Below are 17,882 nucleotides of genomic sequence, written 5' to 3' on the forward strand. Positions count from 1 at the left end.
TTGGTGAAACTATGGCAAAGGTAATTGTAAATGGAAAGGAAAAGGTTGGAGAAACTTTAAGAGATGTTATAAAGGATGAATACTACAAAGAAGGAGCAAACATTGTTATCATAAAAGGAATTAAAAGAGAAGCTGAAAAAATCCCAAAGAAATTTTTAATTAAAACAACTAAAGGGAATGTAACAATAGCAATAACTGAAGATAATGAAACAGCCAAATTTTTCATAAACAACTATAAAAATTTCGTAAAAAAACTTAGATGGGTTAGTGGGATTGATGTTGCCTTTGGTTCAACAACAATTGATTTGGAGATATCAACAGAACCAAAAGAATTTAAAAAATGGGACGTAGTTTTAAGTATATCAGGTTTGGATAAGGATGAGGGGCATATTGTATTTATTAAGAGAAGAGTAGAGACAGTTTATGGATTAAAAGAGCCAAAGATTGGAATTGTTGTTGGAGGTAAGTGGGTTATCGATAGATTAGAAGTTGGGGATAAAATTATTGATATAGAGCCAATTAGAGAAGAAAAAGAGGCTGTTGATTACTTAGTAACAACTGACTTAGATACAAAATTAGAAGATGGTTGGAAAATTTTTACCTATTTTGTAGCTGAGTTTGATGGAACTCCTTCAGCAGTAGAGCATTGTTTAGCTCTAATGGAAGATGGAATATTTGAGATAACTGAAAATACAAACACTTATGTGGCCGATTGCAGATTGCAAACACTAAAAATTGAGGAAGGGAATTTAATTGATAGGGAGAGAGGGTTTATAACAGTAAGAAATTATGGAGTTGGAGAGGGTAAAGTTTATATCTATAGGGAAAGTAGAAGCTCTTCTCTATCTCACACAGTCGTTGGAAGAGTTAAGGAGGGAATAGAGCTTATTGATTTCTCTGACTCTGGAATTTTGTCTGTAAAAACAGTTCCTGAAAGGTTGTGTGCTATTGGTTTAACTATAGAAGAAGCTGAAGAGATGTTTAAAAAGTATGGTATAGAGGTAGAAAAAGAAGGGGATTTAGAAAATGCTATTGTAGTTGAGCAAGAGCCTGAATATACCTTAGATGTATTAAAGGAAAAGAAAGTTAAAATTAGGGGATTGGATAAGAGTAAAATAATAGTCATAGAGTTATATGAAGATAAAGCACCAATAACAACATGGTATTTTAGAAAAACTACTGGTTTAACTACAAAGAGAGTTGGAAAATTACATGTATATTTCAAACATAAAGATATTGTGATGTTTAAAGGAAATCCAGAGTATGCTAAGGGATTACTCCCAGAAAACATACCTACAGATAAAGTTGAGCCATGTAGTATTGGAGTAACAAACATGGTTAGTAGATATAAAGGAATGATTGGTGTTAGATTGGGAGAAAGTGAGAAATTCGGTCCTACAGGAGAGAGCTTTGAAAAAACAAACATTGTTGGGAGAATAGTTGAAAATGCTGAGTATTTAAAAGAGGTTAAAACTGGAGATGATGTTTATGTATTGCTAAAAAAATAAAAATAATTTAGTGATTAGGCAACTATTTCAATTATTATTAATATTTTTGCTTAAATCTTCTGGAATGGAAAAATCATAATATCCATTAATTCCAGATATTGTTGTTTCAACAACTATATTTCCATTTATATCTCCTTCACTTGAAGTTCCATACAATTTTCCTTTTTTAATAATCTTTATTGGAGTCCCATCTTTGTCTAAGATGATATTTACTTCCTCCCCAGAGATTCTTAAGTCAATTCCAGGAATTTTTATTCCTCTATAGAAGAAAGGATTTAACTGCTTATTAACGGTTTCATCTTTTAATCTTATTATGTAATAACCATCTTCCTCTTCAACTTTTATGTCATTTTTTATAATTAAGTCTTTTATATAGGTTAAAATATTCCAGGTATGGTTACTTAAATCATTATTTGTTATCTTCTGCCATTTCCCCTCTAACTTTATAAATGTTCCTTCCTCATTTACATAGAAAGGAATTGTCTCATTTTTGCTACCAAAGTAATCAGTAGTGTAATAAACGTATATAACTCCTTTAGATTGTTTTCCATTGCTGTAACCGTCAATAATCATTTTCATTTCAATTTTGTTTATCATTGGATTTGAAACACTAAGGTTTATAAACACTTTTGAGTTATAAGAAAATGTGTTAATTTCATCAATCTTTTTAATTATCTCTTCCTTACTTATCTTCTCATTATTTAAACAACCGCTAGATATTATAGCCAATAAAATTAACAACACTACGAATCTCATCGTGCATCACCATTATATAATTATAATAAACATTATATTTAAATCTTTATATTAAAATAAAAGGTGAAACTGATGGAATTAACACCATGGGAGACACCGGCAGTTATTGATTATAAAAAGACGATGGAACAGTTTGGAGTTAAGCCAATAGCTGATGTCTTAGGGGATTTAAAAAATGAACATCATTTTTTCAGAAGGAATATTATATTGGGGCATAGGGATTTTGAGAGAATAGTTGATGCAATAAAGAATAACAAAGAGTTTGCAGTTGTTAGTGGAATGATGCCTTCTGGTAAGATGCACTTTGGGCATAAGATGGTCGTTGATTTGCTAAAATTTTATCAAAAATACACTGACAATATAAACATCCCAATAGCTGACTTAGAGGCATACTGGGCAAGAAATATGAGCTTTGAAACAACAAAAGAACTTGCTTTAAATGAATATATAACAAACTACATAGCCCTTGGCTTAGACCCAGAAAAAATTAATGTTTATTTGCAATCAAAATATCAAAAAGTTAAGGATTTGGCTTTAATTTTATCTAAAAGAACAAATTGGAATGAGATGAAGGCAATTTATGGATTTAAAGGAGAAACAAATATTGGGCATGTCTTTGCCCCAATAGTTCAAGTTGCTGATATACTGCATCCTCAACTTGATGAGAATTTAAATCCAGAACCAAAGCCAGTTGTTGTTCCTGTTGGAATAGACCAAGACCCGCATATAAGATTAACAAGAGATATTGCAAATAGAGCTAAGGAATTTAAGTTCATTCCACCTTCTTCAACTTACCATAGATTTATGACTGGATTGTTAGGAGGAAAGATGAGTTCTTCAAAGCCAGAGACAGCTATATTTTTAACTGATGATGAAAAAACTGTTAAAAAGAAAATATTCTCAGCTAAAACTGGAGGAAGAGAAACTTTAGAAGAGCATAAAAAATATGGAGGAATTCCAGAGGAATGTGTTGTTTATGAGTTATTCTTATATCACTTAATCTTAGATGATAAGGAATTAGCTGATATATATCAAAAATGTAAAAGTGGAGAGCTAACTTGTGGTAAATGTAAAAAAATGGCTTATGAAATGGTTGTAGAGTTTTTAAAAGATTTGAAAGAGAAGAGGGAGCAGGCAAAAGAAATTGCTGTAAAAATCTTAGAAGGGAAGTATTAATTTACTTAATCATTTATTATTTTTTCAAATAGCCCCAATAATTCTTCTTTTGTTTTTGGCGGTTCATTAAATCCTAAATCTTTAAGAGTTTTTATGTTTTTAAATTCTCCATATCCATGTTCTTTACATTTATTTTGTAGTTGTTTTATAACCGGGTCTGGATTAATATCAATAATATATAATGGTTTTCCTTTATCAAAATTTTGGCAGATTGCTTCTACAATATGAGGGTCTGTTCTTAAAGAATTTCCCCAAATTACGAATTTTGAACAATGTTTTAAACTATCTTTAAAATATTCAAAATATTTACTCAACACATCATTCCTTTCTATTATCTTTTGTTTAATCTTAGGATTATTGTATATTATTACTGGAAAATCTACTTCAAAATTTCCATTTTCATATTGCTGTCTTGCATATTCTTGTGTCATTTTTACAGTTTTTTCATAAAGTCGTATAAATTTATAAGAGCCATGTATATGTAAAATCATATTTGTATTCTCTCTGTTAAATATACCGTTAAAATATTTATAATTCTTATCTACTCCTCCAAAACCATCTTTACCTAAAAATTTTGTTCTTTTATCATCAAAATACTCCAACAACAAAGTATCAATTGGGAGTTCTAAGGGATTTTTAGAAGTGTGTTGTGTAGTTTCACTGTCATACATCAACAAGGTATCAATAATACCATCATAGTTAGTTGTATATATGTGGATATATTTTTATTATCTTCATTATCTTTATTGTCAATTAGCTCCTTTATATAATTTCCAAAGGGTTTTTGATTAATAGAAAATTCTTTTTTTAGTTTTCCATGATAATTGTTAAGCTCTAAATTGTGAAATTTCTCTACAATGTCCTTTGTAGATTCATCCATAATTTCATTAAGAATTTTTCTATATTTTGGAATAATCTTATTGTTTAACTCATTTATTTCCTTATATTTCTCTGCAATTTTTGAAGATGAAGAGAATGTTTCTAATAAATTAAGGGCATTTAGGGCATCTATTGCACTATAAACCAATTTAATTGCTTCTTCTCCATTAATTTTATACTTTTTTTCAATCTCTTTGAAATATTTATCAAACTTCTCCCATAAGGATATTATATTTTTAGTTTCTTCTTTCAATTCTTCATTTTCAATTATATCCCTAACCATGTAATTAAACCCATTCCCAATTAAAAAACAGATTAATTCTCCCACAATATACCTCCCCCATTTATAAACAAAAAAGAATCTTAAAAAACAGAAATATATAAAATTTACTTATTAATCTATTCCAATTTCTTCCTACTCTTCAACAATTCAACAACAAAATCTTTCTTTTTAATTGCTTCATCACATGCTTTCCTAACTTTTTCCTTCATCTCCTCAAAGTTCTCTGGTTTTTTCTCACCAACAACCTTTTTAACTGGTGTATAGGCAGATTCTCTAAACATTGGTTTTAATGGAACTCTATTATTTCCATCAACTAAATAACTCTCATTACCTTCTTCAACATATCCAACTTCTATAGCCCCAGTAACTTTTTTTATATCCTCAGCATACTCTTCAGGGCAGATAATCATTAAAGAATCTGTAGAAACTCCAAGAGGGTCTATATTCAATGCCTCAAGCATTTCCAAGACCTTTGGATTGATTGTTTTATAGACCTTCTCTTTATCAAATATTAATGAAACTTTGGCTGTTTTTGATATCTCATAAGCATCTCCTCTTAAACCTCCATTAGTTACATCAGTCATAGCATGAACCTTTTTAATTAACCCACTTCTAATCAAATTCTGACATGCCTTTATAAAATCTACATTTAAAGTTTCATAAATCACATCAAACCATCCATAATACAAAGCAGTTGTTGTTATAGTTCCTCCTCCACTACCTTCAGTCATCAATATAACATCTCCAACCTCGGCATTTCTTCTTGCAGTTGGTTCCCCTTCTTTAATAACTCCTATTGCACCAACAGCACTAACCAACCTATCTCCAATTACCATATCTCCTCCAACTCTCAATGTACTTCCACCAATCAATGGAACATTAACAGCCTCAGAAACAGCACAAATTCCAGCTGTAAAATCAAATATCTTTCCCACATCTCCATCATCAGCTAAATGCACATCACTAATTAATGCTACTGCTTCAGCTCCCATAACATAAATATCTCTTAAAGCAGCTCTTGCAACATGAAAACCTCCCAAAAATGGAAAATCACTCAATCTTGAATGTGTCCCATCTATTGCGGCAACTATATATTTTGCATCTGCTCTAACAATTCCTGCATCATCTTGCTCTTCAGCTGAAACATAAGCTTTAACTTTAGTGCTTTTAACAATCCTTGCTATTTCTCTATGCACGAAAAAATCTCCTTCTCCTCTACTCCCAACTCCCATCTTCCCCATTGTAACGCCAGATTTTGGATAGCTTAGGAGAGTTTTTAAATCTTTATCATCAATCTCTTTAAATTTTTCAGTGGTTTTTACCTCTTCCAATATAGCTTTTATAAACTTTTTTGCAAATTCTTCACCAACATCTTCCTTAATCTCTAAAATTCTCTTAAATCCATCCTCAATAATCTTATTTTCCGGAATTTTTTTCCTTAAACATCTCCTGACATATCCCTCTAAATCCATCATATCACCATAACTAAAAATTATAAATATAAGATTATGATATTTATGATAAAGCATCTCCCTTTTAATATAGGACTTTCGCAATTTATATATTAATTAAGGAACTTAGACATCCAAAGAGTACCAATGTGCAATAGGAAATGTTATTCCTGCGAAAGTCCTAAAGTCCTACAATAGTCTCTAAAAATTTAAAAAATTTGTATATGTTAGTATATATTTACAGAAGATTTCAAGGTGTGAATATGTTTTCAATAAAATTTAAAACTACTGAAGAATTGCCAGAACCATCACCAAGATTAATTGACCAAGTTATTGGGCAGGAAGAGGCTGTTAAAATTGTTTTATCTGCTGTAAAAAATAAGAGAAATGTTATTTTATTGGGAGAACCGGGAGTAGGAAAGTCGATGATAGTTAAAGCAGTCGGAGAAATTTTATCTGATTTTGGAGAATTTACCCCTTATTATGTAATTGCAAAACCAAATTTAAAGAATATGGAAAGACCAATAGTTGAAGTTATAGATGGGGAGTATAAAGAAGATTTAAAAGAAATGCCAAAATTGGATTTAAAAACTCCAAGCTCAACAACTCTCCTCTTAATAATGATTGGTGCTATATTATTATCAGAGTATCTTTTAAAATATTTGCCACAGAATTACTTACTCGCCGCTGTAACTATAACTGCTTTAATAGTATTGATATTTGGCTTTGTGGTTATATTAACAAGCATAATGGGTGCTTCAAGAGCGTCAATGCCAAATAATCTAAATCCAATGGATTTAAAGCCAGTCCTCTTATATGAATGTAAAAAAAGACCTCTTGTAAGGGCAAGTGCTTACAACGTAACAAGATTGTTGGGAGATATAAAACACTGCCCATTAGGTGGAAGACCACCGTTAGGAACTCCTCCTCATAAAAGGATTATATTGGGAGCTATTCATGAAGCCCACAGAGGGATTTTGTATGTCGATGAGATAAAGACAATGCCATTGGAAGTTCAAGATTATATTTTAACTGCTCTACAAGATAAACAACTTCCAATCAGTGGAAGGAATCCAAATTCAAGTGGAGCTACAGTAGAAACAAATCCAATACCTTGTGATTTCATCTTAATAATGTCTGGAAACATGGATGATGTCTATAACTTAAGAGCTCCATTATTGGATAGGATAGATTATAAAATAGTTTTAAAGAATAAAATGGACAATACCTTAGAAAATAGAGATAAGTTATTGCAATTTATAGTCCAAGAGATAAAGAACAACAACTTAAACCCAATGACTTACGATGGGTGTTGTGAAGTTGTTAGAATTGCTCAATACTTAGCCGGCTCTAAAGATAAATTAACTTTAAGGTTGAGATTGCTTGCAAATATTATAAAGATGGCAAATGATGTAGCTATGGGTAGGGATGTTGAGGAATTATTAGGCAATTTTGATGAGAAAGGAAATTACAACCCAGAAACTCAGAAAGATAAAAATAACAAAGTGTATATAACAGCTGAACATGTAAGAAAGGTATTTGACACTGGAATCTACAGCATGGAGAAGCAGGTGGCATTAAACTACATCAAAAACTTCAAGAGATATAAGCATATCGTGCCAAATGATGAACCAAAGGTTGGAGTTGTATATGGCTTAGCTGTTTTAGGGGCTGGAGGCATTGGAGATGTAACAAAGATTATAGTCCAAATATTAGAATCCAAAAACCCAGGAACTCATCTGTTAAATATTTCTGGAGATATTGCAAAACACTCAATAACTTTAGCTTCAGCATTGTCAAAAAAATTAGTAGCTGAGAAAAAACTACCTCTACCTAAGAAAGACATTGACCTAAATAATAAAGAGATATACATCCAATTCAGTCAGTCATATTCAAAGATTGATGGAGACAGTGCTACAGCTGCAGTTTGTTTGGCTATAATCTCTGCCTTATTAAATATTCCATTGAAACAGGACTTTGCTATAACTGGAAGCTTGGATTTAAGCGGGAACGTCTTAGCTATTGGAGGAGTTAATGAAAAGATAGAGGCAGCTAAGAGATATGGATTTAAGAGAGTTATTATTCCAGAGGCAAACATGATAGATGTCATTGAGACAGGGGGAATAGAAATTATTCCTGTAAAAACCTTAGATGAGATAATCCCTCTTGTATTTGATTTGGACAGCATAGATAAAAATAAATCAGAAAAAACAGAACAAGTTAATAAATAATAGCAAATAACTAAAAGGGCTACTATGGATGAAAAAGAGATAAATGAAAAACTCGACGCATTGAGTAAAAAAATTTTAGAAATAGAGAAGAGGGTAGATGCAAAACTAAAGGAAAATGAGAAAAAATTAGATGAAAAAACTAATAAAATATTAAAACAAGAGGCGTTATTAGCTTTTGGCATATACGTGAAAATTATAGATGATTTAAAAAGAAACCTAAAAATAATCCGTATTAACATCCTAATCTTGGGGATTTTAGTTATATTTCTCTATATAACCATTATCATTTTGATGTTAAAACTAATAAAAATATTTTAAGTGAAATCATGGACAAAAAGCTATTTATTGAAATATGTAGAAGATTGTATGATAGAAAATATGTCGTAGGTAGTGGAGGTAATGTGTCTGTTAGAGAGGGAGATAAAATATACCTAACTCCAACTGGTTCTATTTTAGGATTTTTGAAAGAAGATGAAATAGCTGAAGTTGATTTAGATGGTAATGTTATAAAAGGAAAACCCACATCAGAAAAAAATCTCCACTTAATGATTTATAGAAAAAGAGATGATATAAACGCAATAATTCACACCCACTCTCTTATATCAACTTTTTTATCAACTATAGATAAGGAGATTGAACTTTTAACACCAGAGGGAAAAATATTTTTAAAGAAAATTGGATATGTTGATTATTTTGAGGCAGGTAGTTTAAAATTAGCTGAAGAAACTGCAAAGAGAGATGAAGATGTAATTATATTAAAAAATCATGGTGTTGTGTGCTTAGGAAAAGATTTGATGGATGCCTATATAAAAGTGGAGGTTTTAGAAGAACAAGCAAAGCTTACACTTTTAAACCATCTTGTAAAAAGAAATAAAAATCTTTTTTAAATTTTATTTCTATTATTTAACTCTCTCCAACTCACTAACAATGCTCCAAATCTGTGTTCTTGTGTGAAGTGGCATGTTTGGGTCATTGCTAATCTCATCTAAGATATGGATTGCTGTTGCACTTCTAACAATTGGCTCCTCCCCCTCTTTTAAAACAGCTTCTTTAGCCTTTTCAGCAGCAGCTCTAATGTTTCTTGGAACTGTTGTATCGTTAATTATCTCATCTAACATCAAAGCAACTCCCTTTAATATCTCTTCAGGTGTTTTCTCACTCGCTGCACTACCAAATACCATAACTCACCACCTCCAAACAAAACATTATATATAAATTATTTAAAAGAGAAGTTAAAATTAATATTAATATTACTGTTTAGTGGGCTTTAACTATTTATTACTTTAGGAAATATTTAGGTTTATCGGTGAAATTTATGTGTGGTATCATTGGCTATATAGGTAAGGATAAGGCTTCAAAAATCTTATTAAATGGCTTAAAAAGGTTGGAGTATAGGGGATATGACAGTTGTGGGATTGGGGTTGTCGATAATGATAAATTAATCATTAAAAAAAATGTGGGAAAGGTTGAAGAGGTTGCTGAAAGAGAGGGATTTTTAGATGTTGATGGTTGTGTCGGAGTTGGGCACACGCGTTGGGGAACTCACGGTTTTATAACTAAAGAAAACTCCCACCCACATACTGACTGTAAAGAAGAGATAGCAGTAGTTCATAATGGAATCATAAGCAATTATAAAGAACTAAAAGAAGAGTTGATAAAGAAAGGGCATAAATTTAAATCAGAAACAGATACTGAGGTAGTCCCTCATCTAATTGAAGAGGAGTTAAAAAAATTTGAAGAAATTAATGAAGAAAACTACATAAAAGCAGTTAAAAATGCAATTAAAAAATTAAAAGGAACTTATGCATTGGTTATAATAAACAAAAACTTCCCAAATTTGTTAATTGGAGCAAGAAATGAAAGCCCTTTAATATTGGGAATTAAAGATGATAGCTATTTTTTAGGGAGTGATATAACTGCCTTTTTAGACTACACAAATACGGCAATTCCATTAGAAGATGGAGATATTGTTGTAATTAAAAAGAAAGATAATGGCTATGATGTAGTTATAGAAAATAATGGAACTCCTGTAAAAAGAGAAGTAATGGAGATTAACTGGGATATTAGCTCAGCTGAAAAGATGGGGTATCCTCACTTCATGCTAAAAGAGATTATGGAACAGCCAGAGGTTTTAAAGGTTTCTGCTAAGATATCTGCTGAAGAAATTAAAGAACTAGCAAAATGTATTAAAGATTACGATAGGATTTATTTTGTAGCTATGGGAACTTCTTTACACGCGGCAATGGTTGCTGAGTATCTATTTGCAAAACTTGGTAAGTTGGTTATAGCTTGTGATGCATCTGAATTTTTAAATAAGGGAGTTGTTGATAAAAAAACCTTAGTTATAGGCATTACCCAAAGCGGAGAAACCTATGACACATTAAAGGCATTAAGATTTGCTAAAAGCAAAGGAGCAAAAACTGGGGCTATAGTTAATGTCTTAGGAAGCACAGCTACAAGAGAGACAGATATAACCGTTATGATAGGGGCAGGGATAGAGATAGCTGTCTGTGCCACCAAAACTTACACCTCCCAGTTGATGATACTCTATAGGTTGTTTATTGAGTATGGAAAATTATTGGGCAGAGATATGAGCAGATATGAGAAAGAGATTGATAAAATTCCAAATTATATAAAGGAAGTTTTGGATAAAAAAGAAACAATTAAAAAGATAGCTAATAATCTAAAAGTAAATAACTACATATTTATATCAAAGGGAATAAATCTTGCAAGTGCTATGGAAGGAGCTTTAAAATTTAAAGAAATAACTTATTTACATGCTGAGGGAATGAGTGGAGGGATGTTAAAGCATGGAACTATTTCCCTAATTGATGAAAATATGGATACTGTAGCAATAGTCCCTCCAAGGAATTCATCAGTATTCAGCTCAATATTATCGAACATTGAAGAAGTTAGGGCAAGAGGAGGAAAAGTTATAGCTATAACCCCAGTTGAGATAGAAGGGGCTGAAAATATCTTAGTCCCAGAAGTTATTGAGGAGATATCTCCAATTGTTTATGCCCCAGCCTTTCAGTTGTTGGCTTACTATAAAGCTGTTGAATTAGGAAGGGATGTCGATAAACCAAGAGGTTTAGCCAAGAGTGTTACTGTTGAATAACTTTATATAATAAGACGCAAAATAACATTTTAAGATTTGGAAGAGGGAAGGGTTATGGTCATAAAAAAAATTATAAAAAAGATTAGAGGGAATAAAGATTTGCCCACTCCAGTTGAAGTCCCTGATGAGGAGTATATAGTTATTGGAGAAGAAAAACCAGCTTACATATTGGAAAGTGAGGCTGAAACTGAATCAGAAGTTTTAGAACTTAAAGAATCCAAGGAAGAAGAAGTAAAAGAAGTAGAGACAGTAGTTAAAGTAGAGAAAATTCTACCAAAATTGTATGTTGTTAGGGTTAAGCATCCCTTAGACTTTGAAAACATAAAAGATAAAATCCCTGAATATGATGTTGTAATTGTAAATTTTGAGGAAGTGCCATTTGAATCAATTTTAAAAGAACTTAATGAATTTAGAGATTATATGAACGTTTTAAATTATAAATTGGGGCTTGTTGCTGAAAATGTGTTGTTAGCTTATAGAGACGATGTGATGTTGGATAAATATGTCTCAGATATTACAGACGATGCTGAAAATGTGTAAATTTTTTATTTTTTTATTTTGGTGGTTAAATGAGAATAGCTATAACTGGAACTCCAGGAGTTGGAAAAACTACTGTATCAAAAATATTGGGGAAAAAATTAGGGATAAAAGTTATTGATATAACTGAGATAGTTAAAAAATATAAGCTATATAGTGAAAAAGATGAAGATATGGATTCTTATGTTATAGATTTTGAGAAATTGGAAAAATTCATTGATGAGATTGAAGAGAAAGAAAAAACTATTATATTGGATGGACATGTATCCCATCTTTTAAATCCCGATTATATTATAGTGCTTAGATGCAATCCAGAAATCATTAAGGAAAGATTGGAAAAAAGAGGTTATAAGCCAAAAAAGGTTTTAGAGAATGTTCAGGCAGAGATTTTAGATGTTTGCCTTTGTGAGAGTAAAGGAAAAGTTTATGAGATAGATACAACAAATAGGGATGTTGAAGATATAGTTAATGAGATTATTGAAGCTATAAAGCATAAAAAAGAGATGAAAGGAATTGTAAATTGGATAGAGGATTATTTTGATTACCTAACCTTGGAGATTGAATAATTCCCTACAGCCTTTTTAGAAAAGGTTTAATCAAAACTTTGTAATATCCTAATAAAATTAAAAGAAAATTCGATTTATTTAGAAATTAAATAATTCCCCAACAACAAAGCATCAAAATCTGCCTTTAAAAAGCTATTTATTGCATCTCTCTCAGTGCAAACTATCGGCTCTCCATGTAAGTTAAAGGATGTATTTAAAACCACTGGCAGATTTATAGAGTCGTAGATATATTTTATTATCTCATAATATGTTTTATTTGCCTCTCTTTTTAATGTTTGAGGTCTTGTAGTTTTATCTACATGGATAACTCCTTCTATTTCTTTTATTTTGTCTTCTCTAACCCTAAATATCTGAGTCATAAATGGGGAGTATCTTGGGTTTATTAAATAATCATCTACAGACTCATACAGTATTGTTGGAGCAAATGGCATAAACCAGCTTCTTTTTAATCTTTTGTTAATTTTCTCCTTATTTTCTTTTGTTGGTAGGGCAATAATGCTCCTATTACCCAAAGCTCTCGGTCCAAACTCCATTTTTCCTCTTGCTAAGCACACAACCTTATTCTCTAAGATTAGATTTCCAACAACTTCTGGAATATCTCTCTCTTCAACAAACTCTATTTTATAATCTTTAAGCTTATTTTTCATCTCTTCCAGGACTTTTTCAGCTATATCGTTATCTATCTCATATCCAAAGTATGTGTTATCAATATTTATTTTATCTATTCTTTTATCAGCTAAACTTGCCCCTAAGCAAAGTCCTTCATCTCCCATAAACGGAGGGACAAACAAATTGTATCTCTCAGCAATTTTTGAATTCAATTTAACGTTTTGAGCTACTCCACCAACAAAAACGATATTATTTATGTTATATTCATAAGCCAAATCATCAATTGCCTTTAAAACTATATCCTCTAAGGTCCTTTGAGCAAATTTTGATATTCTAACCTTATCTTCAAAAGATAACTGGCTTTTATCCATAACTATAAGTTTTCTTAATGCCTTTGTAGCTTCATAGCCAATAACTCCCAAATAGTTTTTGAATGATTTTAGCTCTTTTATATAGTCAATGGTTTTTAGATTTATATCATCCTCTCCTTCATAAGAGGATAAAGACATTACTTTGCCCTCATTTTCCATTGGTTTAAATCCTAAAAGCTCTGTTATTGAGGCATAGAAATCACCAACAGAATCGATTAAATCACTCTGAGCTATAATATCTAAGTTATTTTTGTTTGCTATGGATGCTAAAAACGATAGTCCATCTCCTCCCCCGTCTATTGAGATAATCAAAGCCTCTTTAAACTCCGACAACTTAAATAAATATGAATGTGCTATGTGGTGATAAACATAGAGGAATTTTTTGTTTATCTTATTTTGGAAGTTTTTTAGTTTTTTTATTCTTTCTCCTCTTCTAAAAACTCCTCCAATTGATACATACTCAATATTATCAGCATTAACCCTACTTAAAATATAATCTAATGATTTTTCTGGAAAACCTCTTTGATTCTTTTTCCTTGTGAATCTCTCTTCACTCATTGCAAATAAGATTTCATCCTTTTTTATTAGAGAAGAGCTTGCATTATGTCCATCACAGATACCCAAAATCATTTATAAACACCAATACAAAATTATAACTCTCCAATAGCTTTTAACTTCCTTTCAATTGTATTTTCTTTATCTTTCCTTTCATCAATTTTTAAGTTACTCACAACTCTATCAACGTCATTTAAAACTATAGAATGAGCTTCTTTAAATGCCTTCAAAATCTCATCTAAGTCCCCCTCTAACACAGTCCCCATGGCATTTGGTTCAACTTTTAAATCATATTTCTTAAAAACCTCAATGGCTTTTTTAACATATTTTGAAACACTAGCTCCTCCTCCTAAAGGAATTATAGAGATTTCAGCAACTACTTTTCTCATAAAAATCACCTAAAAATTATAAAATAAAAATTATCAAGAATAACTAAAACATTAAAAGACAAAATAGAAAGCTTTATTTCTCTAATTCACTTAATAATTCTTTCAACTTCTCTTTAACTTTTTCTAATTTTGCTGCCAATTCTTCATTCTCTTTCTTAAGTTTTTCAATTTCTTCTTCCAACTTCTTAATGTCAGTTAGCTTCTCCAACTCTTCTTTTCTGACAATTGCCTCTAAGAATTTCTCTACCTCTTCAATGTTTAGTTCTCCTCTCTTCATCATCTCATAGGTTTCTTTAACAAGCTTTCCAGCCTTTGTCTCTCCTTTTAAGTGCTTTCTAATTGTTTGTTCAGTTCTTCCCAATTCATCTGCAATTTCTCTTATTGTGTAGCCAGCTTTCTCTCTTGCTAAAGCTCCAGCGGCAATAGCTAAGGAATCAACCCATGTAACTTTCTCTACAGGGTCTTTTATTAACTCTAAAATCTCAGGTCTAAATAATGTTCCCAATATTAAAACATGCTCCAATTTGTCTATTTCTGTCTTTGATGTTGGAACTAATGGTATCATAACTCTCCCCCACTATAACTTTTATTTTTTATTTAGTATTCTATTATTATCTTATAATTTGCTTAGTATTTAAAGTTTTTGCGGATTTCACAAACAATACCTACAACTAAAAACACGATAACAAGAACAACAGACAGTAAAGCAACTTTTATTAAAAGATTTGGATTATATTTACTTATATATTTAAAAATTTGTAGCGTCTCTAAACATGTTGATAAAACAACGGCAATCCAAAAAGCCCTTTTTTCAGAAATGGACAAGGAAGTATCATTAAGAAACAAAAATCTCAACAAAAAATATACTACTATCGAACATATCATGGATAATGTAATTGGATGGATTATTTCAAATAAAAAACTGTAATTTTCTATAATCAACCAATTTATTAGAAAAGCGAGAATCACACTTAATATAATAAAAACCATTTTTAGACGATTCTCTTTGAACGTTGGAAAATAATCTATCAACCTTAAACCCATAAGCTTTATGAATATTAAATATAATCCAAGAATGAAAGAAATTCCTAAAAATATAAAAATATACATCCATATTCATCCCAAAATATCTTATTTAAGGTTATCTGAGCTTTAATACTTTATCTGGGTATACTATTATCCCCTCATTGGTTATATCAAATGGATGCCTCTTCAAAGAGTGGCTTGTTCCTCTCATCTTCCAGACGATTAAACTTCTCTTAAGCTCTCCATCAATTTCATCTAAATCTAACCTAATTATTCCGTCAACTGCATGTTCAACTCCCGGTCCTCCAAATCCTCTCTCTCCAACAGATATTTGAGATGTGAATATAGCAGTGCATCCTAAGCCAGAGATAACCCTCTTTAATAAAAACACTGTCCTTCTTGCCATCATTGGCTTGTTTATATATAATGTTGTGACAGAGTCAATACCTATTCTCTTAGCTCCAATGTCATTTATAGCAGTTTTTAAAACGTCTATTAACTCCCTCTCATCGTTTGGGTCATTTACAACATACTTCTCTCTCTTTGCAGCGCTACCAATTCCATAGGTAAATGCATCAATTATAGCAAATTTTCCTTCCTCCTCTAACTTCCTAATATCCCATCCAAACTGCCTCATGTTCTCTCTAATCTGAACTGGATGCTCTTCCAAAGCTACCAAAATACTTGGCTCGTTGTAATCAACAGCCCCTTTGTATAAAAATTGCTGACAGAATATAGATTTTCCAGTTCCAGGTCCTCCAGATAGGAGAACGACGTTTCTTTCAGGTATTCCACCATGTAAGATTTCATCCATTCCTGGAATTCCTGTTTTTACCCTTTTCATATTCTCACCTTAATTACTTTGTTAATCTTTTAATTAACTAAGAGGACTAATCCCCCTCCCTAAATGACCTCATTTCTAATTTCTTTTCAGGAATATCATCTAAGAACATTAATGACCCTTGTATCTCTACAGCACATACTTTTGATGGGTCAATAATGGCAAATGACTTACTTTCCATATTCCAAATTATTACCGGGTCTTTTTTTCCAGTCCATAGATATTTTAATATACCATTTTTTAAGTGTGTAACTGCATCAAAATCGTATTCTCCCTCTACAACATTACCCTCAAAATAAACTTTTACATATAATTTATCTATTTTTCTTCTTGGCATACTCCCCCACATAGTTAAATTTTGATTTTATTCTAACAGAATAATACTTTATCAATTAGGTATATTTATAAATATCCTATCAATTCAATATAGCTAAGACAAAATGCTAATAGTTTTTTGTAAAACTTATTAAAAAACTAAAAAGACATATTTTTTGCAAAAAACTAATTTTAACATGTGAGAGTATGAAAGCTTATCCTATTAGAACAAAATACATAAAAAGAGGAGAAAATTTTATCCCAATTGTTGTTGAAGCAATAAAAAACAGTGGAATTAAGTTAGAGGACGGAGATTTTGTTGTATTGAGTGAGAAGATGGTATCAACTGCTGAAGGTAACTTTGTTGATGAAAGTAAATTCAAACCCGGAATTTTTGCCTATCTTTGCTACTATTGGTCTAAGTATGTCTGGGGATATGTTCTTGGAAAGTTGTTGAAAGTTAAAGAAGATAAAATAAAAAATTTGAGAAAGATGCCAAAAGAAGAGACTTTAAGGCATAAACAAACAATTATAGAGACTGTTGGATTGAGATATGCTCTAAAGCCCTATGCTGAGGGTGGAGTAGATTTAACAAATGTTCCAGGCACTTATGTCTGCCCTCTCCCAAAAAATCCAAAGAAATGGGCTGAAATGTTATATAAAGAGATAAAAAAAGAGCTTGGTGTTGATGTTGTTGTTATGGTTGCTGATACTGATGCCACTTATAAGGTTTTAAACTTTTATGTTACTGCTTTACCTTATGCAATTAATGGAATAATAAGTGGGATTGGTGTTTTTGGCTTCATTCTTGGAAGATTGGCTGATGTTTTAAAGATTGGTGGATTTGCTGGATGCACTCCATTAGCAATAGCTGGAAACGAAGTTTATAAAAAATATTCGATAGGAGAGCTTGTTAGAATAGCTTTTATCTGTGATAGGGTGCATAAAACAATAAAAAACATTAACGAAGTTTTGGAGAAGTATAACAGCTATATCATAACTGAAGAGATTTTAGAGAAGTTGGAGCACACACCGGTAGTTGTTGTTAAGATTAAGGAAGAATATAAACCAGAATCTCAAAATTAACATTTTTAAAGTCAAATATTTTGTAATCTTTAATGACTCTGCTATTATTAAGCAATTTTACCTCCTTCAGCATTTTCTACTCCTTTTAATTTTCTTCCCAATTCTTTAAGTTTCTTATCATAACTTAATCACTCAATATTAGTTTTTTGCAAAATATCTTAAAGTGAATAAGGAAGAAATAAGGC

General features: G+C 31.2%; 19 protein-coding genes. 9 read left to right on the forward strand and 10 right to left on the reverse strand.

Annotation, left to right across the window (positions count from 1 at the left end):
- Positions 1-11 precede the first annotated feature (11 nt).
- The gene (locus MFS40622_RS04290; protein WP_012980452.1) at positions 12-1,508 is read left to right on the forward strand and encodes a methanogenesis marker 3 protein; all 1,497 of its coding nucleotides are present in this window, start codon (positions 12-14) and stop codon (positions 1,506-1,508) included.
- Between the two features lie 27 nt (positions 1,509-1,535).
- Here the strand turns inward: MFS40622_RS04290 and MFS40622_RS04295 are convergent, their stop codons facing one another.
- Positions 1,536-2,264 carry a hypothetical protein gene (locus tag MFS40622_RS04295; protein WP_012980453.1) on the reverse strand — a complete coding sequence of 243 codons (729 nt, stop codon included), beginning with the start codon at positions 2,262-2,264 and terminating at the stop codon, positions 1,536-1,538.
- A 72-nt stretch (positions 2,265-2,336) separates the two neighbouring features.
- Here MFS40622_RS04295 and MFS40622_RS04300 point away from each other — a divergent pair, with 72 nt between their 5' ends.
- Positions 2,337-3,440, forward strand: coding sequence for a tryptophan--tRNA ligase (locus MFS40622_RS04300; RefSeq protein WP_012980454.1), 1,104 nt, complete (start codon positions 2,337-2,339; stop codon positions 3,438-3,440).
- Between the two features lie 5 nt (positions 3,441-3,445).
- Here the strand turns inward: MFS40622_RS04300 and MFS40622_RS04305 are convergent, their stop codons facing one another.
- The 3 genes from MFS40622_RS04305 to MFS40622_RS04315 form a co-directional block, all read right to left on the reverse strand.
- Entirely contained in the window at positions 3,446-4,117 is a 672-nt protein-coding gene (locus MFS40622_RS04305; RefSeq protein WP_156769993.1) for a hypothetical protein, read from the reverse strand.
- Positions 4,111-4,647, reverse strand: a complete 537-nt coding sequence (locus MFS40622_RS04310) for a hypothetical protein (protein ID WP_012980456.1) — start codon at positions 4,645-4,647, stop codon at positions 4,111-4,113. The genes MFS40622_RS04305 and MFS40622_RS04310 overlap by 7 nt, the downstream gene beginning before the upstream one ends.
- 71 nt (positions 4,648-4,718) lie before the next feature.
- Positions 4,719-6,074 (reverse strand): AIR synthase-related protein, encoded by a 1,356-nt coding sequence (locus MFS40622_RS04315; RefSeq protein ID WP_048197467.1) that lies wholly within the window; start codon positions 6,072-6,074, stop codon positions 4,719-4,721.
- A gap of 242 nt (positions 6,075-6,316) precedes the next feature.
- On the opposite strand from MFS40622_RS04315, the gene lonB reads away from it, so the two are divergent.
- The 3 genes from lonB to fucA are packed head-to-tail and all read left to right on the forward strand — an operon-like array spanning position 6,317 to position 9,171.
- Entirely contained in the window at positions 6,317-8,284 is a 1,968-nt protein-coding gene (lonB, locus tag MFS40622_RS04320) for an ATP-dependent protease LonB (RefSeq protein ID WP_012980458.1), read from the forward strand.
- Positions 8,285-8,308: 24 nt separating this feature from the next.
- Complete coding sequence (locus MFS40622_RS04325) at positions 8,309-8,602, forward strand: hypothetical protein (RefSeq protein ID WP_012980459.1); 294 nt, start codon at positions 8,309-8,311, stop codon at positions 8,600-8,602.
- A gap of 8 nt (positions 8,603-8,610) precedes the next feature.
- The gene (gene fucA / locus MFS40622_RS04330; RefSeq protein WP_012980460.1) at positions 8,611-9,171 is read left to right on the forward strand and encodes an L-fuculose phosphate aldolase; all 561 of its coding nucleotides are present in this window, start codon (positions 8,611-8,613) and stop codon (positions 9,169-9,171) included.
- Between the two features lie 12 nt (positions 9,172-9,183).
- Here fucA and MFS40622_RS04335 read toward each other — a convergent pair whose 3' ends face one another.
- Positions 9,184-9,465, reverse strand: coding sequence for a UPF0147 family protein (locus MFS40622_RS04335; RefSeq protein ID WP_012980461.1), 282 nt, complete (start codon positions 9,463-9,465; stop codon positions 9,184-9,186).
- A 134-nt stretch (positions 9,466-9,599) separates the two neighbouring features.
- Here MFS40622_RS04335 and glmS point away from each other — a divergent pair, with 134 nt between their 5' ends.
- The 3 genes from glmS to MFS40622_RS04350 are packed head-to-tail and all read left to right on the forward strand — an operon-like array spanning position 9,600 to position 12,505.
- A complete protein-coding gene (gene glmS / locus MFS40622_RS04340; protein WP_012980462.1) occupies positions 9,600-11,402 on the forward strand; it encodes a glutamine--fructose-6-phosphate transaminase (isomerizing) in 1,803 nt (600 codons plus the stop codon).
- A gap of 54 nt (positions 11,403-11,456) precedes the next feature.
- A complete protein-coding gene (locus tag MFS40622_RS04345; RefSeq protein WP_012980463.1) occupies positions 11,457-11,942 on the forward strand; it encodes a hypothetical protein in 486 nt (161 codons plus the stop codon).
- A gap of 29 nt (positions 11,943-11,971) precedes the next feature.
- Positions 11,972-12,505, forward strand: a complete 534-nt coding sequence (locus tag MFS40622_RS04350; RefSeq protein ID WP_012980464.1) for an adenylate kinase family protein — start codon at positions 11,972-11,974, stop codon at positions 12,503-12,505.
- Between the two features lie 74 nt (positions 12,506-12,579).
- Here the strand turns inward: MFS40622_RS04350 and MFS40622_RS04355 are convergent, their stop codons facing one another.
- The 5 genes from MFS40622_RS04355 to MFS40622_RS04380 form a co-directional block, all read right to left on the reverse strand.
- Positions 12,580-14,115 (reverse strand): carbamoyltransferase, encoded by a 1,536-nt coding sequence (locus tag MFS40622_RS04355; protein ID WP_012980465.1) that lies wholly within the window; start codon positions 14,113-14,115, stop codon positions 12,580-12,582.
- 20 nt (positions 14,116-14,135) lie between these two features.
- Positions 14,136-14,429, reverse strand: coding sequence for an MTH1187 family thiamine-binding protein (locus MFS40622_RS04360; protein WP_012980466.1), 294 nt, complete (start codon positions 14,427-14,429; stop codon positions 14,136-14,138).
- Positions 14,430-14,502: 73 nt separating this feature from the next.
- Entirely contained in the window at positions 14,503-14,994 is a 492-nt protein-coding gene (locus MFS40622_RS04365; protein ID WP_012980467.1) for a hypothetical protein, read from the reverse strand.
- A 576-nt stretch (positions 14,995-15,570) separates the two neighbouring features.
- On the reverse strand, positions 15,571-16,299 hold the full coding sequence (locus MFS40622_RS04375; protein WP_012980469.1) for a KaiC domain-containing protein: 729 nt from the start codon (positions 16,297-16,299) through the stop codon (positions 15,571-15,573).
- Between the two features lie 46 nt (positions 16,300-16,345).
- Positions 16,346-16,633, reverse strand: coding sequence for a hypothetical protein (locus MFS40622_RS04380; protein ID WP_012980470.1), 288 nt, complete (start codon positions 16,631-16,633; stop codon positions 16,346-16,348).
- Positions 16,634-16,818: 185 nt separating this feature from the next.
- Here MFS40622_RS04380 and MFS40622_RS04385 point away from each other — a divergent pair, with 185 nt between their 5' ends.
- Positions 16,819-17,697, forward strand: a complete 879-nt coding sequence (locus tag MFS40622_RS04385; protein ID WP_012980471.1) for a coenzyme F420-0:L-glutamate ligase — start codon at positions 16,819-16,821, stop codon at positions 17,695-17,697.
- Positions 17,698-17,882 lie beyond the last annotated feature (185 nt).

This window comes from Methanocaldococcus sp. FS406-22, from assembly GCF_000025525.1.
GTDB lineage: Archaea > AGJL01 > Methanococci > Methanococcales > Methanocaldococcaceae > Methanocaldococcus.